Below are 17,504 nucleotides of genomic sequence, written 5' to 3'. Positions count from 1 at the left end.
TCTCTCTGTGTCAGCAGGATGCTGCCTGTGTGCGACGACGTGTTGAAACTGTTGCCACAGCTCAACGCTGTGGAGGTCGGTTCGGTCGACGTGTTCGGGGATGCGGTCGTGGTCTCCGCGCGATCCCGGGCGGAACCAGCTGCATGCACCGGCTGCGGTCGGATCTCTGACTGGGAGCACAGCCGGTATGTGCGCCACGTTGCCGACGAGGCGGTTGGTGGCCGTCCAGTGCGGATCGCGCTGTCGGTCCGCCGCCTGTACTGCGAGAACCATGCATGCCCGAAGGCCACATTCGCGGAGCAGATCGACGGGTTGACGGTGCGGTATCAGCGCCGAACTGCAGGACTGCAGGCGATCATTGTGGCGGTCGCGACGGCGCTGGCCGGGAAGGCCGGATCAAGGTTGCTGCTTCACCTGCACCACGTCCTGAGCTGGGCCAGTCTGCTCACTTGTCTGATGAAGACCCCCGATCCGCCGGCACCGAGATTGCGGGTGGTCGCCATTGACGACTTCGCGCTGCGGCGCGCTCGTCGGTACGCCACGCTCATGGTCGACGCGGAAACCCGCCTGCCGGTCGATGCCTGGGACACCAGGGAGGCCGCCCCGACCGTCACCTGGCTGCATGCCCATCCGGGTATTGAGGTGGTTTGCCGCGATGGTTCGGCGGCCTACCGCGGTGCGATCAGCGTCGGTGCACCGCGGGCCGTGCAGGTCAGCGACCGGTTTCATCTCTGGCAGAACCTCGGACGGAAGATCTATGAGGTGGTCACGGCACACCGCGACTGCCTGCCCGACCCCGGCGACGAGACGACAGCGCCCCGGACTCCTGGTGGAGTCATGGCCGCCCGCACCCGCCGCCTCCATTCTGCCGTCCACACGTTGCTCGCCGAAGGGATGGCGCTTCGTGCGATCGGACGCCACCTCGATGTGGACCGCAACGTTGTCCGTCGGCACGCCCGCGCCGCCACCTGGCAGGAGGTCGCACCGACTTGGCCCCGCGGCGACAGCATCCTCACCCCCTACCAGGGGCACCTGCACCGGCGCTGGGCCGAGGGCGAACACAACATCGCCGCCCTCACCCGCGAGATCACCGCACGCGGCTTCCGCGGAAGCGAGGCCACCGTCCGCCTCTACCTCACCTCCCATCGCCAAGCCCTGGACGCGGGCCTTCCGCCACCCGCACCCGCCCGCAGCACATTCGAGGTCACACAGCTGATGACCACTCGCCCGGAGCGTCTGAACGAGGACCAACGCGTCTTCGTCAACCACCTGCTGGCACGCTGCCCAGAACTGCGTACACTCCACGCCCTCGTGGGTTCCTTCCGGAACGTCTTCGCCAAGAAACGTGAAGCGCTGATGGACCGCTGGATCGCGAACGCCCGCAACAGCGGCCTCGCCCCGCTGGTCCGCTTCGCCGCCGGCCTGCTGGACGACCTCGACGCAGTGCACGCCGCCGTCACGCTCCCCTACAACTCAGGCGTCGCGGAGGGAAGAATCACCGACCTGAAGATGATCAAACGCCAGATGGCAGGACGGGCAGGCATCCAACTCCTGCGCAAGCGCGTCATCTTGGTCGCCCATTCACGCCGCAGCCATCAGCCCCTGCCCGACGATGGCCTCTGGGCGATCAAACGCTACGAAAATCTTGTATGAGCCAGGATCCGCACCCATCCGGTTCCCATGGGCTCACTGCCCGCCCACCTGGAGCGCATGCGCACCCACCCGGACATCGCTGGTGAGGTGCTGCGCCTGGAATACGCGGCGATGAGCCTCAACCCGAACGCCAAGCCATACGGCGAGCACACCATCCTGGAGCTCTTAGACCCCTCCCCGCCGCGGGACCGGGCATGCCTGGACGCATTCGAGCGCGAACTCGACATGCCGTGGGCTCTCTATTACGTGCGCCGACTGTTCCTGCTGTCCGCCGACGGCGGGTGGCGCCCGGTGATCCGCTCCACCGAGCGCATCGACCTCGGCCGCTCGCAGCAGCTGGCCCGGCGACTGATCTCCATCTCTGAGCGGCACCATGTCGAAGCCGAGCACGACCCTGTGTACGGGCATGCCCGCTCCTGGGCCCATCCCCGAGCAAGGGCTGGCCTATGGCAGGGTCGCTGAGCCGTGCGGAAGCAGTAGACGGGGAGGGCTACGCCAGTGACGTAGTCGGCGCCGTCGCTGCACAGCCACAGGACGGCTTGGGCGATCTCCTCGGCGGTGCCGCCGGTCGATGGCCTGGCCGACTGCAGCCGAGTCCTCCGCCTTCGCCCATCGCGTCGACCATCGGAGGGCTGATCATGCCGGGGCAGAAGGCGATTGATGCGCACGCCCCGGAAGCCGTATTCGAGGGCGGCGCTCTTGGTCGGGCCGATCCCGCCGTGCTGGGAGGCGTGGCTCGCCGCGAAGGCCGCTGTCGACCACGGCACCGGCGCGGGCAGCCCTCGATTCCCGTGTCTCGAATAGGGATCCGGGGTCTACACCCATGGGTGCAGGGCGTCGTGCCTATTTCTACGCCTCTGGTTGACAGTGAATGATGTTCAACCGTACGCGGTAGACGAAGGTCCACCCGGGAGTCGATTCGCCGCGTGCGGCGTCCCCCTAGCCTGCGTTGGCAGCGGACCGACCGGTCCGCGGTCACCGAGTTACGGGGGCAAGACATGCACAGATCGACTATCCGATGCTTACCCGGCAGCCGAAGCCGCGCTGGAGTCGTTCGTTCCGCCCTGGCTGTCCTGGTCGCCATAGTCGTCGGCTTCGCGTTGCTGCTGGGGCTCGCCTCGCCGGCGGCGGCAGCCGCGCCGCCGCGCGACGACAGCGTCGACGAACCCGTCATCATGATCCACGGCTATTACGAGCAGCCCCTGCTGGGCGGCCCGATGCCCAATGGTTACGACTGCTCCGACTGGTGGCAGAACGCCGAGACCGCCATGGAGAACTGGGGCTGGAAGGGTGATCTCCTGACCTACGGCTACTACAAGTCGGACAGGGGCTGCGACTGGTCCTTCAACCAGGACCGGGCCGGCGACCCGCCCGTCTGGCCGCCGAATCCGCCCAAGCCGCGCTACGGCGACCGCGACACCCACCTGGGCACCATCGCCCAGGACCTGGCGTGGAAGATCTACAGCAAGTATTCCTCCAAGGGCGAGTCGGTGGACGTGATGGCCCACTCGATGGGTGGGCTGATCATCCGGGCTGCGCTGAGCGGGGTCAGCAACGGCGACCCGGACTACCCGCCGTATCTGTACGTCGAAGACGTCGCCACCTTGGGTACGCCGCACGCCGGCTCCCGCTTGGCCACTCTGTGCGGCGGTGTCTTCACCGAATACATCCAGTGCGCGCTGATGCGCTCCAGCTCGCCGTGGCTGAAATCCCTCAACGGGAACCCACAAGGCGCCCACGGCACCGACTGGACCCTGTTCGGCGCTGAATCCGACCGCGTCGTCTCCGACGAGTCGGCCACCGGCATGCCCGCCGCCCACAAAGTGATCTACACGCGCCCCTCGATCATCCCCCACCAGTACCTGCACCGGGTGACCGACGGCTACTACAGCATGAAGTACAACAACACCCCCAGCACGGAGTGGACCGAGGACGCCACCGGCGCCGCGCCCGTCCGTGCCGCCACGAACTCGCTTTACTGGCACAAGGCCTGGTAACCAGCGCCGGACCAGTTCCCCTCGCCGGAGGCCTCTGAGCCTCCGGCGAGCACGGCCGCAGCACGGCATGAGCAAGTCCCAGCTGGCCCCCGGCTGTTCCTGGCGGGCCGCTGCCTCGCTGATGCCGAGACTCTCGTGGACGAGTCGGCTGCACCGAGGGTCAGGAAGCGGGCAACCTCGCACACCTGCACGGGGAGTTGGAGCTGTGCATGCTGCCGGTCGATCAGATCGCGGGCAGAGACCTCAGAACGGAGGATCTGACGCGCAGCGGTACGCGCTCGCCTCAGGAGTGCCGAGGCATCGTCGGTGAGCCGGGAGCCGCGACGGCCTGAGTGTGCGCCCGCCAGATGACCGTCCCGTTGAGGCAGCTCAGCTCATGGTCGCGTAGCGGAGCGACGGGTTTTCCCAGGATCTGTGTGAGACGTCAGCTCTGGGCCGTGGGGCGGACGACGATGTCGCCGATGTCGACGTTCGAGGGCTGCTCGATCGCGAAGGCGATAGCGCGGGCGATGTCGTCCGGGGCAAGGGAAAAGTCGACCGTCGGGGCCTGCGATGTGACGGTGGGGCTGGTGATTGAGTCGGTGAACTCCGTCCCGACGTAGCCGGGCGAGACCATGGTGACCCGCAGGTCGGGCCCGGCTTCCTGGCGCAGTCCCTCCGTGAGGGTGCGGACTGCGTTCTTCGTCGCCGCGTAGACAGCCTGGTTCGGCACGATGCGCAGCCCGGCGGTCGAGACGACGTTGATGAACTGCCCCTTGTGTTGCTCGCGAAAGACGGGGAGTGCCGCGGCGATCCCGTACAGCACGCCGCGGAAGTTGACGTCGATCATCTGGTCCCAGTCCTCGACGCGCAGCTCGTCGAACGGGGAGATGGGGCCGATGCCGGCGTTGTTGACAAGGACGTCGAGCGCGCCGTAACGCTCGCGGGCGCACGCCACCAGGTCCGCGAGGTCGCCGCGGCGGCGCACGTCGGTCGTCGTCCAGGCGGCTGTGCCGCCTATGGCCTCGATGCGGGCGGCGAGCGCTTCCAGTCGGTTGCTGCGTCGCGCTCCGAGGACGAGCTTTGCACCGCGCGAGGCCAGCAACAGGGCGCTCGCCTCGCCGATCCCGCTGCCCGCGCCCGTTATGGCCACCACTTTGCCGTCGGTCCCTGTCACGTGCGGCCTCCAGCACTAGAAGTAAGAGGGCTATCACTTTTACAGTAAGAGCCCTCTTACTTCTGGTCAAGGCAGGTGGGTTGAGTGGCCGAGGGCGCAGTTGGGGCGGGCATGGAGCGTCCCGCCCGGGGGCAGCTCCGCTCGGCGCTGATCGCCGAGAGTTTCGCGCTGCTTTCCGAGAAGGGGATGGCCGGCTTCTCCGTCGCCGAACTCGCCCGCAGGCTCAAAGTGAGCACCGCCGCCCCCTACCGCCACTTCCGCAACCGGGAAGCACTGCTCGCCGTCGTCGCGACACAGGCCGCCGACGAACTCACCCGCGCCCTAAAGACGGCCGCACAGAGCGCCGGCCCCGACCCGATCAACCGGCTCGCGGCCACCGCGGGGGCATACGTACGCCACGTGTCCGACCGCGGCGCCGGCCTCGACGTAATCTTCGCCCGGGAGCTGAGACCCCTGCGCGACGCCGACCTGGCCCGAGCCGGCCGCAGCCTGATGACACTGCTGCTCGACCTCGCACAGCAGGCAGGCCACACCGACCCTTCCCAGGCACTGCTCCTGCTCGAACAGCTCTTCTGCCTGGCCCACGGCTACATCACCCTGGACGCGGAAGACTTCCTGAGCCGCTCCCGCCTCTCCCCAGAGGATGTCGCCACCCGCGCCACGCACGCGGCCACGGCGCTGCTGCGCGGCAACGCGACGTGAACAGTGGAGAGACCAGTACACCAAGCACACAGGGAGGCCGCGCGGCCGCGGCGTCGCCTGGCAGACCCACGAGGAATGGCTCACCCTTCGCACCGAGCAACCCGTCACTCTCCTGGTCAACCCCGCCGCCGGAAACGGCGCCGTCCAGGACGTCTAGGAGTTGTTTGCGCCGTGGATAAAGAAGCCTTGGCAGAGGCGGCAGCGGCATTCTCGTACCTCTGGAATGGCGAGGAGAGCGGCTGGGTGGTGACTGGGTCACCTGAACAGCCACTGATCTTTAATCGCAAGACCAGTGAAGCCCTCATTGTCGATGACAATGATGTGTACGCGACGCTGGTGGCACGCCTGAAGGCTCGCAACGCCGAGGGGTAATTCGCCCATGAATGAGCACTGCAAAAGTTCTGCATGCTTCTAGTTCGGCTTCTGGTGTGGATTGAGGGGGGCGCCTCCAAGAGGCGCCTCGCCTCACCCAATGATTCCTAATGCGGTCTGTCAAGCCGCGAGAGCGGTAGGTGGCACGAGTTCGTAGGTCCGTCCGTCGCGGAGGAGGGCCCAGAGGACGTTGACGCGGCGGCAGGCGAGGGCGAGCAGAGCCTGACGTCCGGCAGGAAGGCACCGCCACCGCGTTCCGAAGTTGAAAAGGGCCGGACCAGGTCCCCAGGCATGCTGCAGGCGACGGCCCGGTCGCCGTGCGCCCGGGCCGTGCCGTCGAACTCCACCGTGTCCCCGGGGCACGTGAGGTTCACGGGCCGCGCCAGAGGTTGGCGAAGGCCGTGTTCTCGATGGTGCGCCTCTGGCGTACGGCCTCCAGCTCCATCACCGCGTCGTGAACGGCGGCCAGCACGGTCGTCACCGCCTGGTCTTCGGGGCCAAGCTCGACGTCGGATGATTCGTCCCGGATGCCCACCGCCCAGGCGAGGGCAACCAGGACGGGTTCCTTGTCTTCCCAGCGGTCGCCGGCACGGCGGCGCGCGGGCGTATCGACAGGTTCCACGCGTTCGGGTCCGAAGGGCGACCGGCCGCCGGGCTGCGGCTTCAGCTCGCCGTTCGCCTCCAGAGCGGCCTGGTAGGCGGTCGCGAGATCGCGGCCCCGGCGCCACAGCCAGTCCTCGACCCCCTCGTAAGGTGCCTGCCGGATGAGCCCTGCCGCGGCCTCGGCCGTCAACCGGTCCTCCAGCGTCGGCTGCCCGGTCGGCACGATACGGTCGCCGTCGACGGAGGCCGCCCCAGCACCGATGAGATCGATCAGCTCGGCTCCGGCCAGTGCGAGCGACAGGTCGCCTTGCCCCACCGACTGCTTCGAGTCCAAAGCGATGATGAACAGGTCTTTCGCCGTGGTCATGGACGGCCCCCTCAAAGACATCAACAACGGTGCGAGCCCGCCAACCGAGCCCGAAACCGGGGCCACTGTCACCACCAGTATCCCCCACCCCCGCGACCGCAGCCTATCCACTCGGCTACGGGAGTCTTCACCGCCGACGCACCAAGACAACTCGTCCTTGCCGGACAGGCATCCATCGCGTTCACCACTGAACGCGATCACCAACCCGAGCCGACCATCCCGACTGAAGACCCGACTCCGGTTGCCGTCTGCCCGCCTCGCAGCGAACGCTGAGGCACAGTCAGTCACCTCCACAACACCAAGGGAACGCCGCGCGGCCGGTGATGTCAGGTCCTTCCTGACCGCCCTGCTGTGACGCCGTGATTTTCACTGATCCGGGTAGCGCTCTGTCCGAAGGCGATCTGCGGGTGATCGTGGGCTCGAAGAGAGCGTCACGGGTCTACACCGTGCCGCTGGCGGACGCGGCGGAGTCCATACGCTGGGCCCGAAGAGCCCTGAGCCTGGCCGAGGCGGGCGCCCTGGAAGGCGACGCCCCCTACATCCATTGCGAGGACCACCTGGTGGCTCTCGCCCTCTTCGCCGATCCCGGCCTGATCTCAGCGCTCGCCAGGCACCAGCTCGCCCCTCTGGCGGGCCTGACGGCCAATCAGCGCGACCGGCCCATCAGCACTCTGCGCGCGTGGCTCGACACCCGCGGGAATGCCCTGCAGATGGCCGACGCGCTCCATCTGTACCCGAGGACGGTCCGCTACCGGCTGCGCAACCTGGAAAAGGTCTTCGGCGACCTGCTGGCTTCACCGGACGACCGGTTCGCCACCGAACTGGTGCTGCGTGCTCCGGAGTTGCGAGCCCGCCGCAGCGCTACGGCTCGCCGGGCAGGGCCGCCGCCCATCACCGGCTGACCCATCCGGAAGGCGAATCCGCGCCGGAGGCCGCATCAGGGCACAGCCAGCTGCCGTGTCCTGATCAGCCGCCCCTCCACCGTGCCGATCACCAGGTCACCGTGTGGACCCGCACTCAGGCACGTCGGGGTGTAGACGTGCCCGCCACGGGAGAGCGTCCTGCGCCCCACTACCGTGCCGTCCGCGGCGCGCAGCGTGAGCAGCTCACAGGCTCCGGCTCCGGTCACCGCGTGGACGAGACAGCCGTGGACGTCAACTCCGGTGACCTGCGCGCCGAAGCGGTGGGCCCAGACCACAGCGCCGCCCGGGTAGGCGCGACGTACGAGGTGGGTGCCACCACGCGCCGTGCACGTGTGGACGATCCCTGGCCCGGCCTCGTCATCGACGTACACGGCGGGACCGCCGCGCAGGAAGGGGCCGAGGGAGTCGTCCCAAGCGAACGGGAACAGTCGCTCGATCCCGCTGTGGCCCGCCCGCACAACCCACTTCTCCAACAGTTCCGCCCGTACGTCCGCGCCACCGACACCATAGAGGAAGAGCAGATGGGGCGAGCGTCGCACCGGAAAGTCGTAGGAGCTGCCGCTCTCCCCCAGTGCCAGGGTGGCCAGGCGTCGCCCGGAAGGCGTGAGCACGACGCTCTCGTACGGCGGCCAGTTCGGTCCGGGGAACAGCTCCCGGGAGTCCCGAGCCACCCAGGCACCATCCGTACGCGCCGCGATGGCGACCGGGAAGTCGAGACGCAGTTCGGTGAGTTGGGCGCCGTCGGCGAGGTCGAAGCGGCGCAGCAGGGTGCGCCGGTTACTGCTGTCGCCCTCCAGGACGGTGGTCCACACGCTCCCCTCGTCCGGGGTGACGTACCAGCGACAGCCATTGCGCTGAAACGGGCTGTCGTCAGGCATCGGCACGGACCATTGCAGGGCGCCGTCCGGTGACCAGCACTCCAGCAGGGCGCCGCCCGACGACGAAACCAGCATCCGGCCATCCCCCAGCGCCTCCACCAGGGACGTTCCGGTCCGCCGGGCCCACGCGCGTCCCTTCTCGGCGGCGACTCCGGCAAGGTAGTGCTGAGGCTGTTCGATGCCTGGCCCCTTGCCGCTGCTCCAGTCGACCTCCACCGGCCTCTGCGGCCAGGAGACCTGTGCCGCGAGCACGTCAGCGGTCACGCCGTTCCAGTCGTCGCGCTCGATGGCGGAGCGTGTGTAGGTCACTCGACCCAGATCCTCGTAATCGATGACCGGCCGAGCGAACGTCACCTCCAGGCGGCGCGCGTCCCGCCAGCGCAGATCGGTGACACCGGCCCCGGCGGCGGCCACGTCGGTACGGCGCCGGGTCTCCACCTCGTACAGGTGCAGTGCGCCCCGGAGTTCGAACTCGTCGCCGTCCTCCGTGCCCACGGCGAGCAGAGGCAGGACGGGATGAAAGGTGAGCCCCTCAACGCTCTGCTCCAGCACGATCTGGTCCCACAGGACGAGATCGCTCATCCGGTAGACGACGACCCGACCCAGACCGTCGCGGCCGCTCGCGTGGCAACTGACGGCGATCCAGCATCCGTCCGCGCTCACGTCGGTCGTGTACGGGTGGCCGATCTCGGGGAACGGGTCATCGGGTATGAGGTGCACCGCAGGAGCGTAACGTTCGAAGGTCCCTGCTAAAACGGGTGCCCGCTGGCCCGCGCGACCAGGGCGCGCAGCGTTTCGGCCGCCGCCTCGCGTACGGGACCGGATGGGTCCGAGTCGAGGGCGGTGAGCCGGTCGCGCAGCCGCCCCTCGCCCGGAGGGAGCGTGCCCGTCTCCTCAACCCAGTGGGCGATCCCCTCCACGGCAGCCTGGCGCACCCACGCATGCACGTCGTCCAAGTGCCGCACGAAGAGCGGCAGATCGTGGGGGGTGCCAGCGTCCGTCGCGTTGCGCGGGTCCAAGAGCGACAGCGCGGCGGCTCGGACAAGGGGCGAGGGGGCCCGGTCCACCAGTTCCCGCAGACCGGGCAGGGCTTCCGCCAGGCCCGTGAGGACCCTCTCCGCCACCCCGACCAGGGTGGCATCGACGTTGAGACGGGCCACCAGCGCCCGCGCGACCGCCGCCCGTTCCCACGGTCGAAACCCTGTGTCCGCCAAGGCGTCCAAACCCCGCAGCACGCCCTCATACACCCCGGGCCCGGTATGGTCCAGCAGGGGAAGCAGCAGCCATACCGCGTCCCATCTCCCCATGTCGCCGTAGGCCCTTGCTGCTGCCGCAAGCGTGGGGGCGGCCGTTGCCGGGTCGGTGAGCAGAGCCCGCAGAAGCTTCGTGGCAGCCTTGCCGCCGACGGACCCCAGAGCAGCGGCGGCCGACGGCCCCGCCCTCTGGTCGCTCAGCCAGCGCGAGGCCGGACCCAGCAGCCGTTCGTCACCCGATCGCCCGAACAGGAACAGCAGTTGTGTCGCCATCTCCGGCGATCGCTCCGCCTCCAGGGCGGCGAACAGCGCATCCTGCGTCTCTGAGCGCCTCACGCGCGCCAGTCGGAAAGCCACAGCACAGCGCACCTCGGTTGAAGGGCCGTCCGCCAGATCTCTCAGCAGCGACCGCAGCAGCCGGTCGACGTGCTGGTCCGGCAGCATCAACAGGGCGCGCACACGGGCGGCATCCGCACCCCATTGGGCCGTACGGACCAGCTCCGCCTCGACATCCGGGTCCTTCTCGAACATGAAGACCATGGCCTGCGCCCGACCCCAGATGCCATATGCCGGATCACCCAGGAGCCGGACGAGCACGGGAACATCACCGGGCACACCCAGCACCCGCAATGCCTCCAAGGCGTTGATCCGCAGGTGATGGTCCGGATCGCCGAGCAGTCGCCCATAGGCGTCCACGACCTCACGATCGCGCAGCCCGAGCCGGATGGCCGCCAAGGAGGCCTGCCTGCGCACCCATGGATCGTCGTCGTCCATCAGCGCGGGCAGACTGCGCGCCCCGGCCACGGAGACCTCCAGTCTGCCCAAGCCCACCGCCGCGCCCTCCCGCACCTCGGGGGCGGGATCGGCGGCTGCCCGAAGGAGCACCGCGGCGTGCTCGGGGTCGCCGAGTTTGCCGAGCCCTTTCGCCGCCGCTGCCCGTCGCCAGGTGTCGCCCGTCTCCAACTCCCTCAGGAAGAAGGCAAGCTGATGTTCTCGCGTCATGTGCACCCCGCGAAGTAAGACTGCCGAACCCACGGGAGGTTGCGCCGGCCGGCCTGCGTCATGGAAACGATCGTCACCGCCACCCCGACGCCCATCTCCACCCGCAGCCGCAGCCGAGCGAAGGAGGTTCTGTAAGGAAGGCCACCACAGCACCCAGAAATCCGCCTCCCCTTCGACGTTCGCCATATGCACTGTGGGCAGGGCGTGGGCGCCGTACTCATCCTGGGCCACATGCGCGAATTCCTGCCCTCGCTGGGCGACGCCGTGGCACAGGCGGCCGAACGTCTTGCGGCCGAGCCGGCAAGCAGCGGCTGGGCGCGGGCGGCGTCGGCGTGCACCACCAGACGAAGTCCGTACATTGCAAAGTCGCCTGCGGATGCATTGACCCGCTCCGCACTCCGCGCTTTCATCGCGTGAGCCCCGCGCACAACAGTGCCGGGGCGACATCCGTCATCGGGCACAAGGGCTGGAGGGCGGCGGTGGCCGTGCTCGGGCCGAAGGGGGAACAACCTGATGAGACCCGCGTTAGGGATCTGCATGTCCGTCGGCCTCACGGCCGTCTTCACCTGTCTCGCCTCTCCCGCAGGGGCGGCGAGCGACGACCCGGCTCCGCGCACCGAACGGATCAGCGTCGCACCCGATGGCGCCGGCGGGAACTGGCACTCGGTGGATCCGACTGTCAGCGCGGACGGGCGCGTCGTCGCCTTCATGTCCTCGGCGAACAACCTGCTGCCCGGGACGGACATGCCCAACAACGTCTTCTACCGAACGGCTCCCGGTGCGTCCCTCCAGCGTGTGGAGGTGCCGGGTGAGTCGACGATGGCGCCCAGGGTGTCCGAGTCGGGGCGCCATCTGACGTTCACCTCGTGGTCCGCCACGAGCCAGAAGTACTCCGTGCACGTGATGGATCTGCGCACCGGGCGCACCGAACCCGTCGCGCCCGCACTCCCGGGAGGCTATCGCGCGTACTACGGCCCTGCCCCGCTCAGCGCGAACGGACGCTACCTCGCCTTCGTGGCCAGGACAGCCGCCGACGAGGACGGGGTGGCCCGCTGCCGGATCATGCTCCTGGACCGCCAAAGTCAGCGGCTGTGGCGGGCGGGACCGTCCACGACCCGTGGCTGCCAGGACATCTCCCTGAGTGCCGACGGCCGCAAGGTGGCCTATCAGGTCGGTTATTCGGGCCCGTCCGACGACGACAAGGCGGACATCCTGGTGTACGACCGCGTGACCGGGAAGACCGTGCAGGCCGATGTCACCCATGACGGGGCACCGGCCGACAGGTCGGCACAGGCGCCGGTGCTCAGCGCCGACGGCTCCAAGGTCGGCTTCAACTCGGTGGCGACGAACCTGGTCCCGGGCACGGACCCCAACGGGGACACCAGCACGTCCTGGAACGCCTTCGTCCGCGATCTGCGCACCGGCACGCTTCAGCGCTACGACGGCCACTCCCCCACCGATGTCACCTTGGTGTCGGACTTGTCGGCGGACGGCTCAAAGCTGCTCCTCAACACGGCCGACGCGAACCACGTCTCCCTGGGTCTGATCCTGCGCGAGGTGCGCACCGGTCACGAGGAGTTGCTCTCGCCCGGCCAGGACGGCAAGCCCGTCACCGTGGGCCGCGCGGCACTGAGCGCGGACGAGTCGACGGCCGTCTTCGACTCCTACTACCCCGGCCTGGTGCCCGACGACAACAACCTGATCGGGGATGTCTTCGTGCGCACTCTGCGTTGAGCGGGCGCCCGCCCCGGTGCGTGCCGAGCGGCTCGCACCGGGGCGGGCGGTGGGGTCACCGCGTCGGCAGTCCGTTTCCTGCCGCCGCCTTGGGCTTGGCCGCCCCGGCCGAGGGGAGAGCGAGGGTGAATGGCGGCAGGTCGGGCTTGCACTTCACCCCGTCCGCCGCCTTCAGGTCGACGAGATACCGCGCGACCAGCCGGTTCATACACAAGCTCCGGAACAAGGAGCCGCCATGGCCCCAGCCCTCCAGGGTGGCCACGCGGGCGTCGGGGAAGTGGTCGGCGAACGGGCGGGGGACCACATCCGAACGCAACACCGTCACCCGCGCCCCCACCGCCGCCGGATGCACCACCACCTGACACCCCTGCCCCGCCGCGCGGTGGGATCAGGGGCGGACTGGTACCCGGCGGGCGGCAGGCGTGCCATCGTCAGGCGCGTATCGGCTGGTAACGAGGGTCTCTCCGGTGTCGTCGAACTCCCAGCGATGTGCCAAATGGCCGGCCGCGGCGGGCCATTCGGCACGAACGACAGGGCGGCGCAACAGGCTCTCGAACCAGTCGGCGCAGCGCAGAGCGAGCTCGTCGACCGTGCCAGAGGCCTGGAAGAAGCCGCGCTCGTCTGACTCATGCAGGTTGAAGAACTGATCGGAGACTTTCCCGGCCCGCACGCGCGTGCCATAGAAGTACACGGCCCACTCACCGAGTATCACTCGGCGTTCCTCATCGAGGAGGGAGACCCAGACGAGCAGTGCCGAATCGTCCTCGGGCCTTGAGACATCGCTGGGAGCCCATGGCACCCGCCACGCGGCGGCACGGGAGCGCAGGGCTGCAAAGAAGGCGAGTTCGGCCTCGTCGAAGTCCCAAGGATCCTCGTCATACTCTGCCGAATGCTCAACCTCAAACCAGATGTTGTTGCCCACACACAGACTCTAACCTTGTCCTGCCGCTCCAGTAATCCAGCCGTACTGCACCATTACCGCTGTTCAACGGCTTGTTTGCTAGAGAACTGAGCACGATCATCAGCTTGCTAGCGATGCTCGTGCGGCCCGATCGGTCGCCCTTCGAAGGACCGCTGGAAGTACGCCGGGAGGTGTGCGGCTGACTTCACACCAACCGCACCTCACGTCCGCCCAGTCATGCCGCGCAATTTCGATCTGCGCCGCGTTGATCGATCCCCAGCGCCGGTGTCCCGCTCCTGCGCCACTGAGTCATCCTGATCGCCCACCTACGCCGCCGCGCCCCAGGGCGACATGACCGGCGCGGCCGCCGCCCACGAGGCTGCCCGCAGCGAGGCCGAACGGCACGGCGTCGCTGGGGAACGCGCCCACGGTCAGGCCCACCGCGCCCTGGCCATGACCTTCACCGACCCCGCCGGCGCCAATGACGAGATCGACCTCGCAAGGCAGTACCTGACCTGCCTCGACCTGCGCGCCACCTCCCTGACCGTGCAGATCGCCGCCCTCATCCGCGACGCCGGCACCACAACCACCCAGTTCGACGAACGCGCCCACCTGCCGCGCACCGAAGCCGAACTCACCGGACTCACCACCCTCCAGGTCCTGCTCGAACTCGCCGTCGCCTTCCACCACGCCGTCCGCGGCGAACTGACCGACGCGGGCCTGGAGCGGCCGCGCACCCTCACCGGGCGGCGGTGAGTACCCGTACTACGTGGACATCGCCGCTTTCATGGCCGGCCTGCCCCTGAGCGTCCCCTCCCCCGCCCGGTGGCTGGACGACCCGGATACCACCCGCCGGGGCGAGGCTCCCAGCGTCCGGGAGATCGGCCGCGCCGTCGGGCTGTCCAGCCCCTCCTCCGTGCTCTACCAGCCGCGCCGCCTCGAACAGGCCGGGGCTGTCGTACGGGCCAGCGGCAGCGGCTGGCGGGACTACCGGCTCAGTTGATGAACGAGATCCGGCGCATCGACGTGGTCCGCTTCCTGGAACGGGTGCAGGAACGCGACCTAGTGCTGGATTCCGCTTTCGCTAGGTATATGTCTTGGTGGCGGGGTAGTTGATGGTGTTCGGGGCGGGTGCTGGTTCATGGTTTTGCGGGCACGGCCAGGGCGTGATGAGGTCGAGCGGGCCGTCGTTCGCCGCTTGTCGCGGGCTCGGAAGGCGCCGCGTGATGTGGTGATGCGGGCCCGGATGGTTGAGTTGAGTTGGTCGGGTCTACGGGTTCCGGCTCGTGAAGCGCGTGGCGAAGCGCCCGCACGTTAGGCCCACTGGGCCGGGCGGCGGGCGTTATTAGCGTCGTGCGGATCCGGTTGGGTGTCGGTCCGGGAGGAGAAACAGGGAGGGGGCAGCGCCGGCCATGAACGATCTCTCCGTCACGGCCGGCCCCGCCTCAACCGCGGGCTCCAGTGCTGCGGGAGTGCCTTGGTGCCCGGGAGTCAAGGCCGGTGGCATCGCCCGTGCAGAAATCAACGCGGTCGGTGCCGCCGGATACTCGAAAAAGCTTCCCCGATCGGCAAGACCAACACCGGTTGAAAGATTGCCGAGTTCCCTCCCCCACAGGACTCGCCTCCCGGCGCAGACCACGCCGGCCAGACAGGCGGGGCGAGCGTGGACGCCCCGTCCGGCAGCCTGCCCCTCCGGCTGACCGGGCGTGCCGCGGCCCTCGCCGGGGAGACGGGCGTACGGTCCTGGCTGATCATTCTCACCCACAGCCGGAACCTGGCCCAGGCCCTGGTGGCCGGCCTCGCGCCGGGCAGCCCGTCCCGCCTCTCCGGAGAGCAGGAGGGATAGACGGCCTTGTGCGCGTCACCGACATGCCGGGCCGCGTTCCTCGGTTCCGGGGCGGTTCACCCGGCGGGACTGCGCGAGACAGGGCTCGCAAGAAGCAATGTAGGTCATCTCCACGCTGCGAGGGGATCCTCACCTGGCGAGTTCCTCGTCGCCGCGCGGCAGGGTGCGTCGGCTCAGCGAATGGACCAGGCCGTAGGCGCGCTTGGCCGCCTCTTGCAAGATGTCGGGGGGGTCTTCGGCGGCGGCGCGTTCTAGACCGAAAGCGAGCGTGAGTTTGTGCACGTGAAACCATGCTTGGTCACCGGTGACGCGAGCGACGGTGACGAAGTGCGTCTCGAGGAGGGGGTCGAGGCGGTCTTCCGCCTTGGCCAGGCTGAGATTCTCGAGCGCGGCGACGGCCTGGAGCGGGAACTCGGCGATACCCAGATAGCAGAGTTTGCGCAGGGTGGCCCGTGCCCCGACGGGAAGTTGGACATAGCTGAGCGCCAGGGTGTCGCGCACGCCGCGTCCGCCGACCTCGAACTCATTGAGGCGGGTGCCGTCATGGGCGAGACGTTCTGCAACCTGGGAGAAGCGCTGGTTCGGCCGGGCGGCCATCCGTGCGCCGAGCGTGTCCAGAGCGAGCATGGAGCCGGCACACACCTGCAGGACCCGCCGCACCTCCTCTGGTTCGGTCCGCACCCGGGAGCGGCCCACATGGGATTCAAGCACGGAGAGTGACTCGCCGTCCGAGACCTGCCGTATGGTGATCCGGTGCGTCGCCTGCGGGAGCCCGCACAGGGCGGTGCGGGCCGTGATGAGCACGGCGCACCGTGGTTCCGAGGGAAGCAGCAACTCGACCTGGGTCGCAGCGCTCACGTTGTCCAGGACGATGAGCAGGCGCCTGCCGGCAGTCCGCGAGCGGAAGCGGACGGCTCGCTCCTGCGGCGTGCCCGGGATCTCCGCAGCACCAAGACCGAGGTCGCCGAGGAACCGGCCGAGGATCTCGTGCGCGGTGGCCGCCCCGGCCCCGGCTGCGTGGAAGGCGGCGAAGAGCTGCCCGTCGGGGTAGTCGACGGCTGCCCGGTGCGCCGCCTCCACCGCGATGGTGGACTTCCCGAAGCTCGGCGGTCCTGTCATGACGACAATGGGCGGGCAATCCCGTGGCCCGTTTCCGGCGAGTGCGGCTGTCGTCGCCGCGACGTCTGCCTGCCGCACGGTGCCCGAGGCGCGGGCGGGGAGTTGGCGAGGGGCGGGTGCCGGGGATGGCCGCGCCTCGGCGGCCGGGGCGAGTGCGGGATCGTGGTTAAGGATCTGTTCGTGGAGTCGCTCCAGCTCGGGGCTCGGAGACAGGCCCATCTCATCGGCCAGGAGAGTACGCAAACGAGTGAACTCCGCAAGTGCCCGGTCGATTCGGCCGTCCCGGTAGAGCGCGAGCAGCTGCAGGCGACGGAACCGCTCGGCGAGGGGATCGCTCTCCACGGCAGCCTCGATGACGGGGATGGCCAGGGCCGCCTGCCCCAGCTGCAGCTGCGACTCGACCCAGTTCTCCAACGCGCAGCGATGCAGCCCCTCATGCCAGTTGATGACGCCGTGGACCCCAGCGGCCACCGGGTCGGGAACGGTGAGGTCCCCCCATAACCCCACGGCACAGCTGAGCGTCCGTTCGCCCTCCCGCCAACGACCGTCCTGTATCTCAGTGAGCCCTGCACGGCAGCCCTGCTCGAACTCGGCTAAGTCCAGGGATGCTGTGGCGGAGAGGGTGAGGCGGTAGCCGCCGTTGACGCTGTCGACTGCCGCAGCGCCGGGCTTGAGCGCCTTGCGGATCACGCTGACGTGGGCGCGTAGCTGCGCGCCTGCGCTCCGGGGCGGAGTTCCTTCGTAGATCCCGTCGATCAACCGGTCCTTGGGGACGACCTCGCCCCGCCGCAGGGCCAGGATGCGCAGCACGTAGCCCGGCAGTTTGCAGGACAGGTCGAGACTACGGTCTGGTCGGTCGATGCGGACGGCCCCCAACACGGCAAGCCGAATATCCCCCGTCACGAGCAATACCTCCGTCCCCCGGTGTTGCTGGGGAGAAGGTAGCACTCAGGTTGAACTCATGAACTAAATTAGAACTTGAGGATCAATGCATAGCC

The 17,504-nt window shown here is 68.7% G+C and carries 18 protein-coding genes and 1 pseudogene; 11 read left to right on the top strand and 8 right to left on the bottom strand.

Annotated elements, in window-relative coordinates:
- Positions 1–27: 27 nt before the first annotated feature.
- Entirely contained in the window at positions 28–1,653 is a 1,626-nt protein-coding gene (locus ACWGI2_RS40575; protein ID WP_453701001.1) for an ISL3 family transposase, read from the top strand.
- Between the two features lie 27 nt (positions 1,654–1,680).
- Positions 1,681–2,115, top strand: a complete 435-nt coding sequence (locus ACWGI2_RS40570) for a hypothetical protein (RefSeq protein WP_453701020.1) — start codon at positions 1,681–1,683, stop codon at positions 2,113–2,115.
- A 77-nt stretch (positions 2,116–2,192) separates the two neighbouring features.
- Here ACWGI2_RS40570 and ACWGI2_RS40565 read toward each other — a convergent pair.
- A pseudogene (locus ACWGI2_RS40565) lies at positions 2,193–2,420 on the bottom strand (short-chain dehydrogenase); the annotation flags it as partial.
- Between the two features lie 333 nt (positions 2,421–2,753).
- On the opposite strand from ACWGI2_RS40565, the gene ACWGI2_RS40560 reads away from it, so the two are divergent.
- Positions 2,754–3,650: an esterase/lipase family protein gene (locus ACWGI2_RS40560; RefSeq protein ID WP_453700999.1), complete on the top strand. Its 897-nt coding sequence runs from the start codon at positions 2,754–2,756 to the stop codon at positions 3,648–3,650.
- Positions 3,651–4,074: 424 nt separating this feature from the next.
- Here the strand turns inward: ACWGI2_RS40560 and ACWGI2_RS40555 are convergent, their stop codons facing one another.
- Positions 4,075–4,806 carry an SDR family oxidoreductase gene (locus ACWGI2_RS40555; RefSeq protein WP_453700998.1) on the bottom strand — a complete coding sequence of 244 codons (732 nt, stop codon included), beginning with the start codon at positions 4,804–4,806 and terminating at the stop codon, positions 4,075–4,077.
- A 111-nt stretch (positions 4,807–4,917) separates the two neighbouring features.
- Between ACWGI2_RS40555 and ACWGI2_RS40550 the strand changes: the two genes are divergently transcribed.
- On the top strand, positions 4,918–5,508 hold the full coding sequence (locus tag ACWGI2_RS40550) for a TetR/AcrR family transcriptional regulator (RefSeq protein ID WP_453700996.1): 591 nt from the start codon (positions 4,918–4,920) through the stop codon (positions 5,506–5,508).
- A gap of 171 nt (positions 5,509–5,679) precedes the next feature.
- On the top strand, positions 5,680–5,880 hold the full coding sequence (locus ACWGI2_RS40545; RefSeq protein WP_453700995.1) for a hypothetical protein: 201 nt from the start codon (positions 5,680–5,682) through the stop codon (positions 5,878–5,880).
- A 370-nt stretch (positions 5,881–6,250) separates the two neighbouring features.
- Here the strand turns inward: ACWGI2_RS40545 and ACWGI2_RS40540 are convergent, their stop codons facing one another.
- The gene (locus ACWGI2_RS40540) at positions 6,251–6,850 is read right to left on the bottom strand and encodes a GOLPH3/VPS74 family protein (RefSeq protein WP_453700994.1); all 600 of its coding nucleotides are present in this window, start codon (positions 6,848–6,850) and stop codon (positions 6,251–6,253) included.
- 359 nt (positions 6,851–7,209) lie between these two features.
- Here ACWGI2_RS40540 and ACWGI2_RS40535 point away from each other — a divergent pair, with 359 nt between their 5' ends.
- Positions 7,210–7,752 (top strand): PucR family transcriptional regulator, encoded by a 543-nt coding sequence (locus ACWGI2_RS40535; RefSeq protein ID WP_453700992.1) that lies wholly within the window; start codon positions 7,210–7,212, stop codon positions 7,750–7,752.
- A 35-nt stretch (positions 7,753–7,787) separates the two neighbouring features.
- Here the strand turns inward: ACWGI2_RS40535 and ACWGI2_RS40530 are convergent, their stop codons facing one another.
- A complete protein-coding gene (locus ACWGI2_RS40530; protein ID WP_453700990.1) occupies positions 7,788–9,371 on the bottom strand; it encodes a hypothetical protein in 1,584 nt (527 codons plus the stop codon).
- A gap of 29 nt (positions 9,372–9,400) precedes the next feature.
- Positions 9,401–10,906, bottom strand: coding sequence for a HEAT repeat domain-containing protein (locus tag ACWGI2_RS40525; protein WP_453700988.1), 1,506 nt, complete (start codon positions 10,904–10,906; stop codon positions 9,401–9,403).
- A gap of 231 nt (positions 10,907–11,137) precedes the next feature.
- On the opposite strand from ACWGI2_RS40525, the gene ACWGI2_RS40520 reads away from it, so the two are divergent.
- Both ACWGI2_RS40520 and ACWGI2_RS40515 read left to right on the top strand, forming a co-directional pair.
- The gene (locus ACWGI2_RS40520) at positions 11,138–11,323 is read left to right on the top strand and encodes a hypothetical protein (protein WP_453700987.1); all 186 of its coding nucleotides are present in this window, start codon (positions 11,138–11,140) and stop codon (positions 11,321–11,323) included.
- A 96-nt stretch (positions 11,324–11,419) separates the two neighbouring features.
- Positions 11,420–12,640, top strand: a complete 1,221-nt coding sequence (locus ACWGI2_RS40515) for a hypothetical protein (RefSeq protein ID WP_453700985.1) — start codon at positions 11,420–11,422, stop codon at positions 12,638–12,640.
- 55 nt (positions 12,641–12,695) lie between these two features.
- On the opposite strand, the gene ACWGI2_RS40510 is transcribed toward ACWGI2_RS40515, so the two are convergent.
- Positions 12,696–12,998: an alpha/beta hydrolase gene (locus ACWGI2_RS40510; RefSeq protein ID WP_453700983.1), complete on the bottom strand. Its 303-nt coding sequence runs from the start codon at positions 12,996–12,998 to the stop codon at positions 12,696–12,698.
- A 30-nt stretch (positions 12,999–13,028) separates the two neighbouring features.
- A complete protein-coding gene (locus ACWGI2_RS40505; protein WP_453700981.1) occupies positions 13,029–13,562 on the bottom strand; it encodes a hypothetical protein in 534 nt (177 codons plus the stop codon).
- Positions 13,563–13,892: 330 nt separating this feature from the next.
- Here ACWGI2_RS40505 and ACWGI2_RS40500 point away from each other — a divergent pair, with 330 nt between their 5' ends.
- The 3 genes from ACWGI2_RS40500 to ACWGI2_RS40490 all read left to right on the top strand — a co-directional run bounded on the left by ACWGI2_RS40500 (position 13,893) and on the right by ACWGI2_RS40490 (position 15,387).
- On the top strand, positions 13,893–14,297 hold the full coding sequence (locus tag ACWGI2_RS40500; RefSeq protein WP_453700980.1) for a hypothetical protein: 405 nt from the start codon (positions 13,893–13,895) through the stop codon (positions 14,295–14,297).
- A 13-nt stretch (positions 14,298–14,310) separates the two neighbouring features.
- Positions 14,311–14,544 (top strand): LexA family protein, encoded by a 234-nt coding sequence (locus ACWGI2_RS40495; RefSeq protein WP_453400506.1) that lies wholly within the window; start codon positions 14,311–14,313, stop codon positions 14,542–14,544.
- A gap of 660 nt (positions 14,545–15,204) precedes the next feature.
- Entirely contained in the window at positions 15,205–15,387 is a 183-nt protein-coding gene (locus tag ACWGI2_RS40490; RefSeq protein ID WP_453700978.1) for a hypothetical protein, read from the top strand.
- Positions 15,388–15,516: 129 nt separating this feature from the next.
- Here ACWGI2_RS40490 and ACWGI2_RS40485 read toward each other — a convergent pair whose 3' ends face one another.
- Positions 15,517–17,409, bottom strand: coding sequence for a BTAD domain-containing putative transcriptional regulator (locus ACWGI2_RS40485; protein WP_453700977.1), 1,893 nt, complete (start codon positions 17,407–17,409; stop codon positions 15,517–15,519).
- Positions 17,410–17,504 lie beyond the last annotated feature (95 nt).

The sequence above is a fragment of the Streptomyces sp. NPDC054866 genome (assembly GCF_053610745.1).
Note: the sequence above shows the minus strand (reverse complement) of the source record. Positions and strands in the feature narration are given on the sequence as shown.

Bases quoted from the DNA above. Each gene is read 5' to 3' on its own strand.
- ACWGI2_RS40570 (WP_453701020.1), top strand. From the start codon at position 1,681: ATGGGCTCACTGCCCGCCCACCTGGAGCGCATGCGCACCCACCCGGAC.
- ACWGI2_RS40550 (WP_453700996.1), top strand. From the start codon at position 4,918: ATGGAGCGTCCCGCCCGGGGGCAGCTCCGCTCGGCGCTGATCGCCGAG.
- ACWGI2_RS40540 (WP_453700994.1), bottom strand. From the start codon at position 6,850: ATGACCACGGCGAAAGACCTGTTCATCATCGCTTTGGACTCGAAGCAG.
- ACWGI2_RS40525 (WP_453700988.1), bottom strand. From the start codon at position 10,906: ATGACGCGAGAACATCAGCTTGCCTTCTTCCTGAGGGAGTTGGAGACG.
- ACWGI2_RS40520 (WP_453700987.1), top strand. From the start codon at position 11,138: ATGCGCGAATTCCTGCCCTCGCTGGGCGACGCCGTGGCACAGGCGGCC.
- ACWGI2_RS40515 (WP_453700985.1), top strand. From the start codon at position 11,420: ATGAGACCCGCGTTAGGGATCTGCATGTCCGTCGGCCTCACGGCCGTC.
- ACWGI2_RS40500 (WP_453700980.1), top strand. From the start codon at position 13,893: ATGACCGGCGCGGCCGCCGCCCACGAGGCTGCCCGCAGCGAGGCCGAA.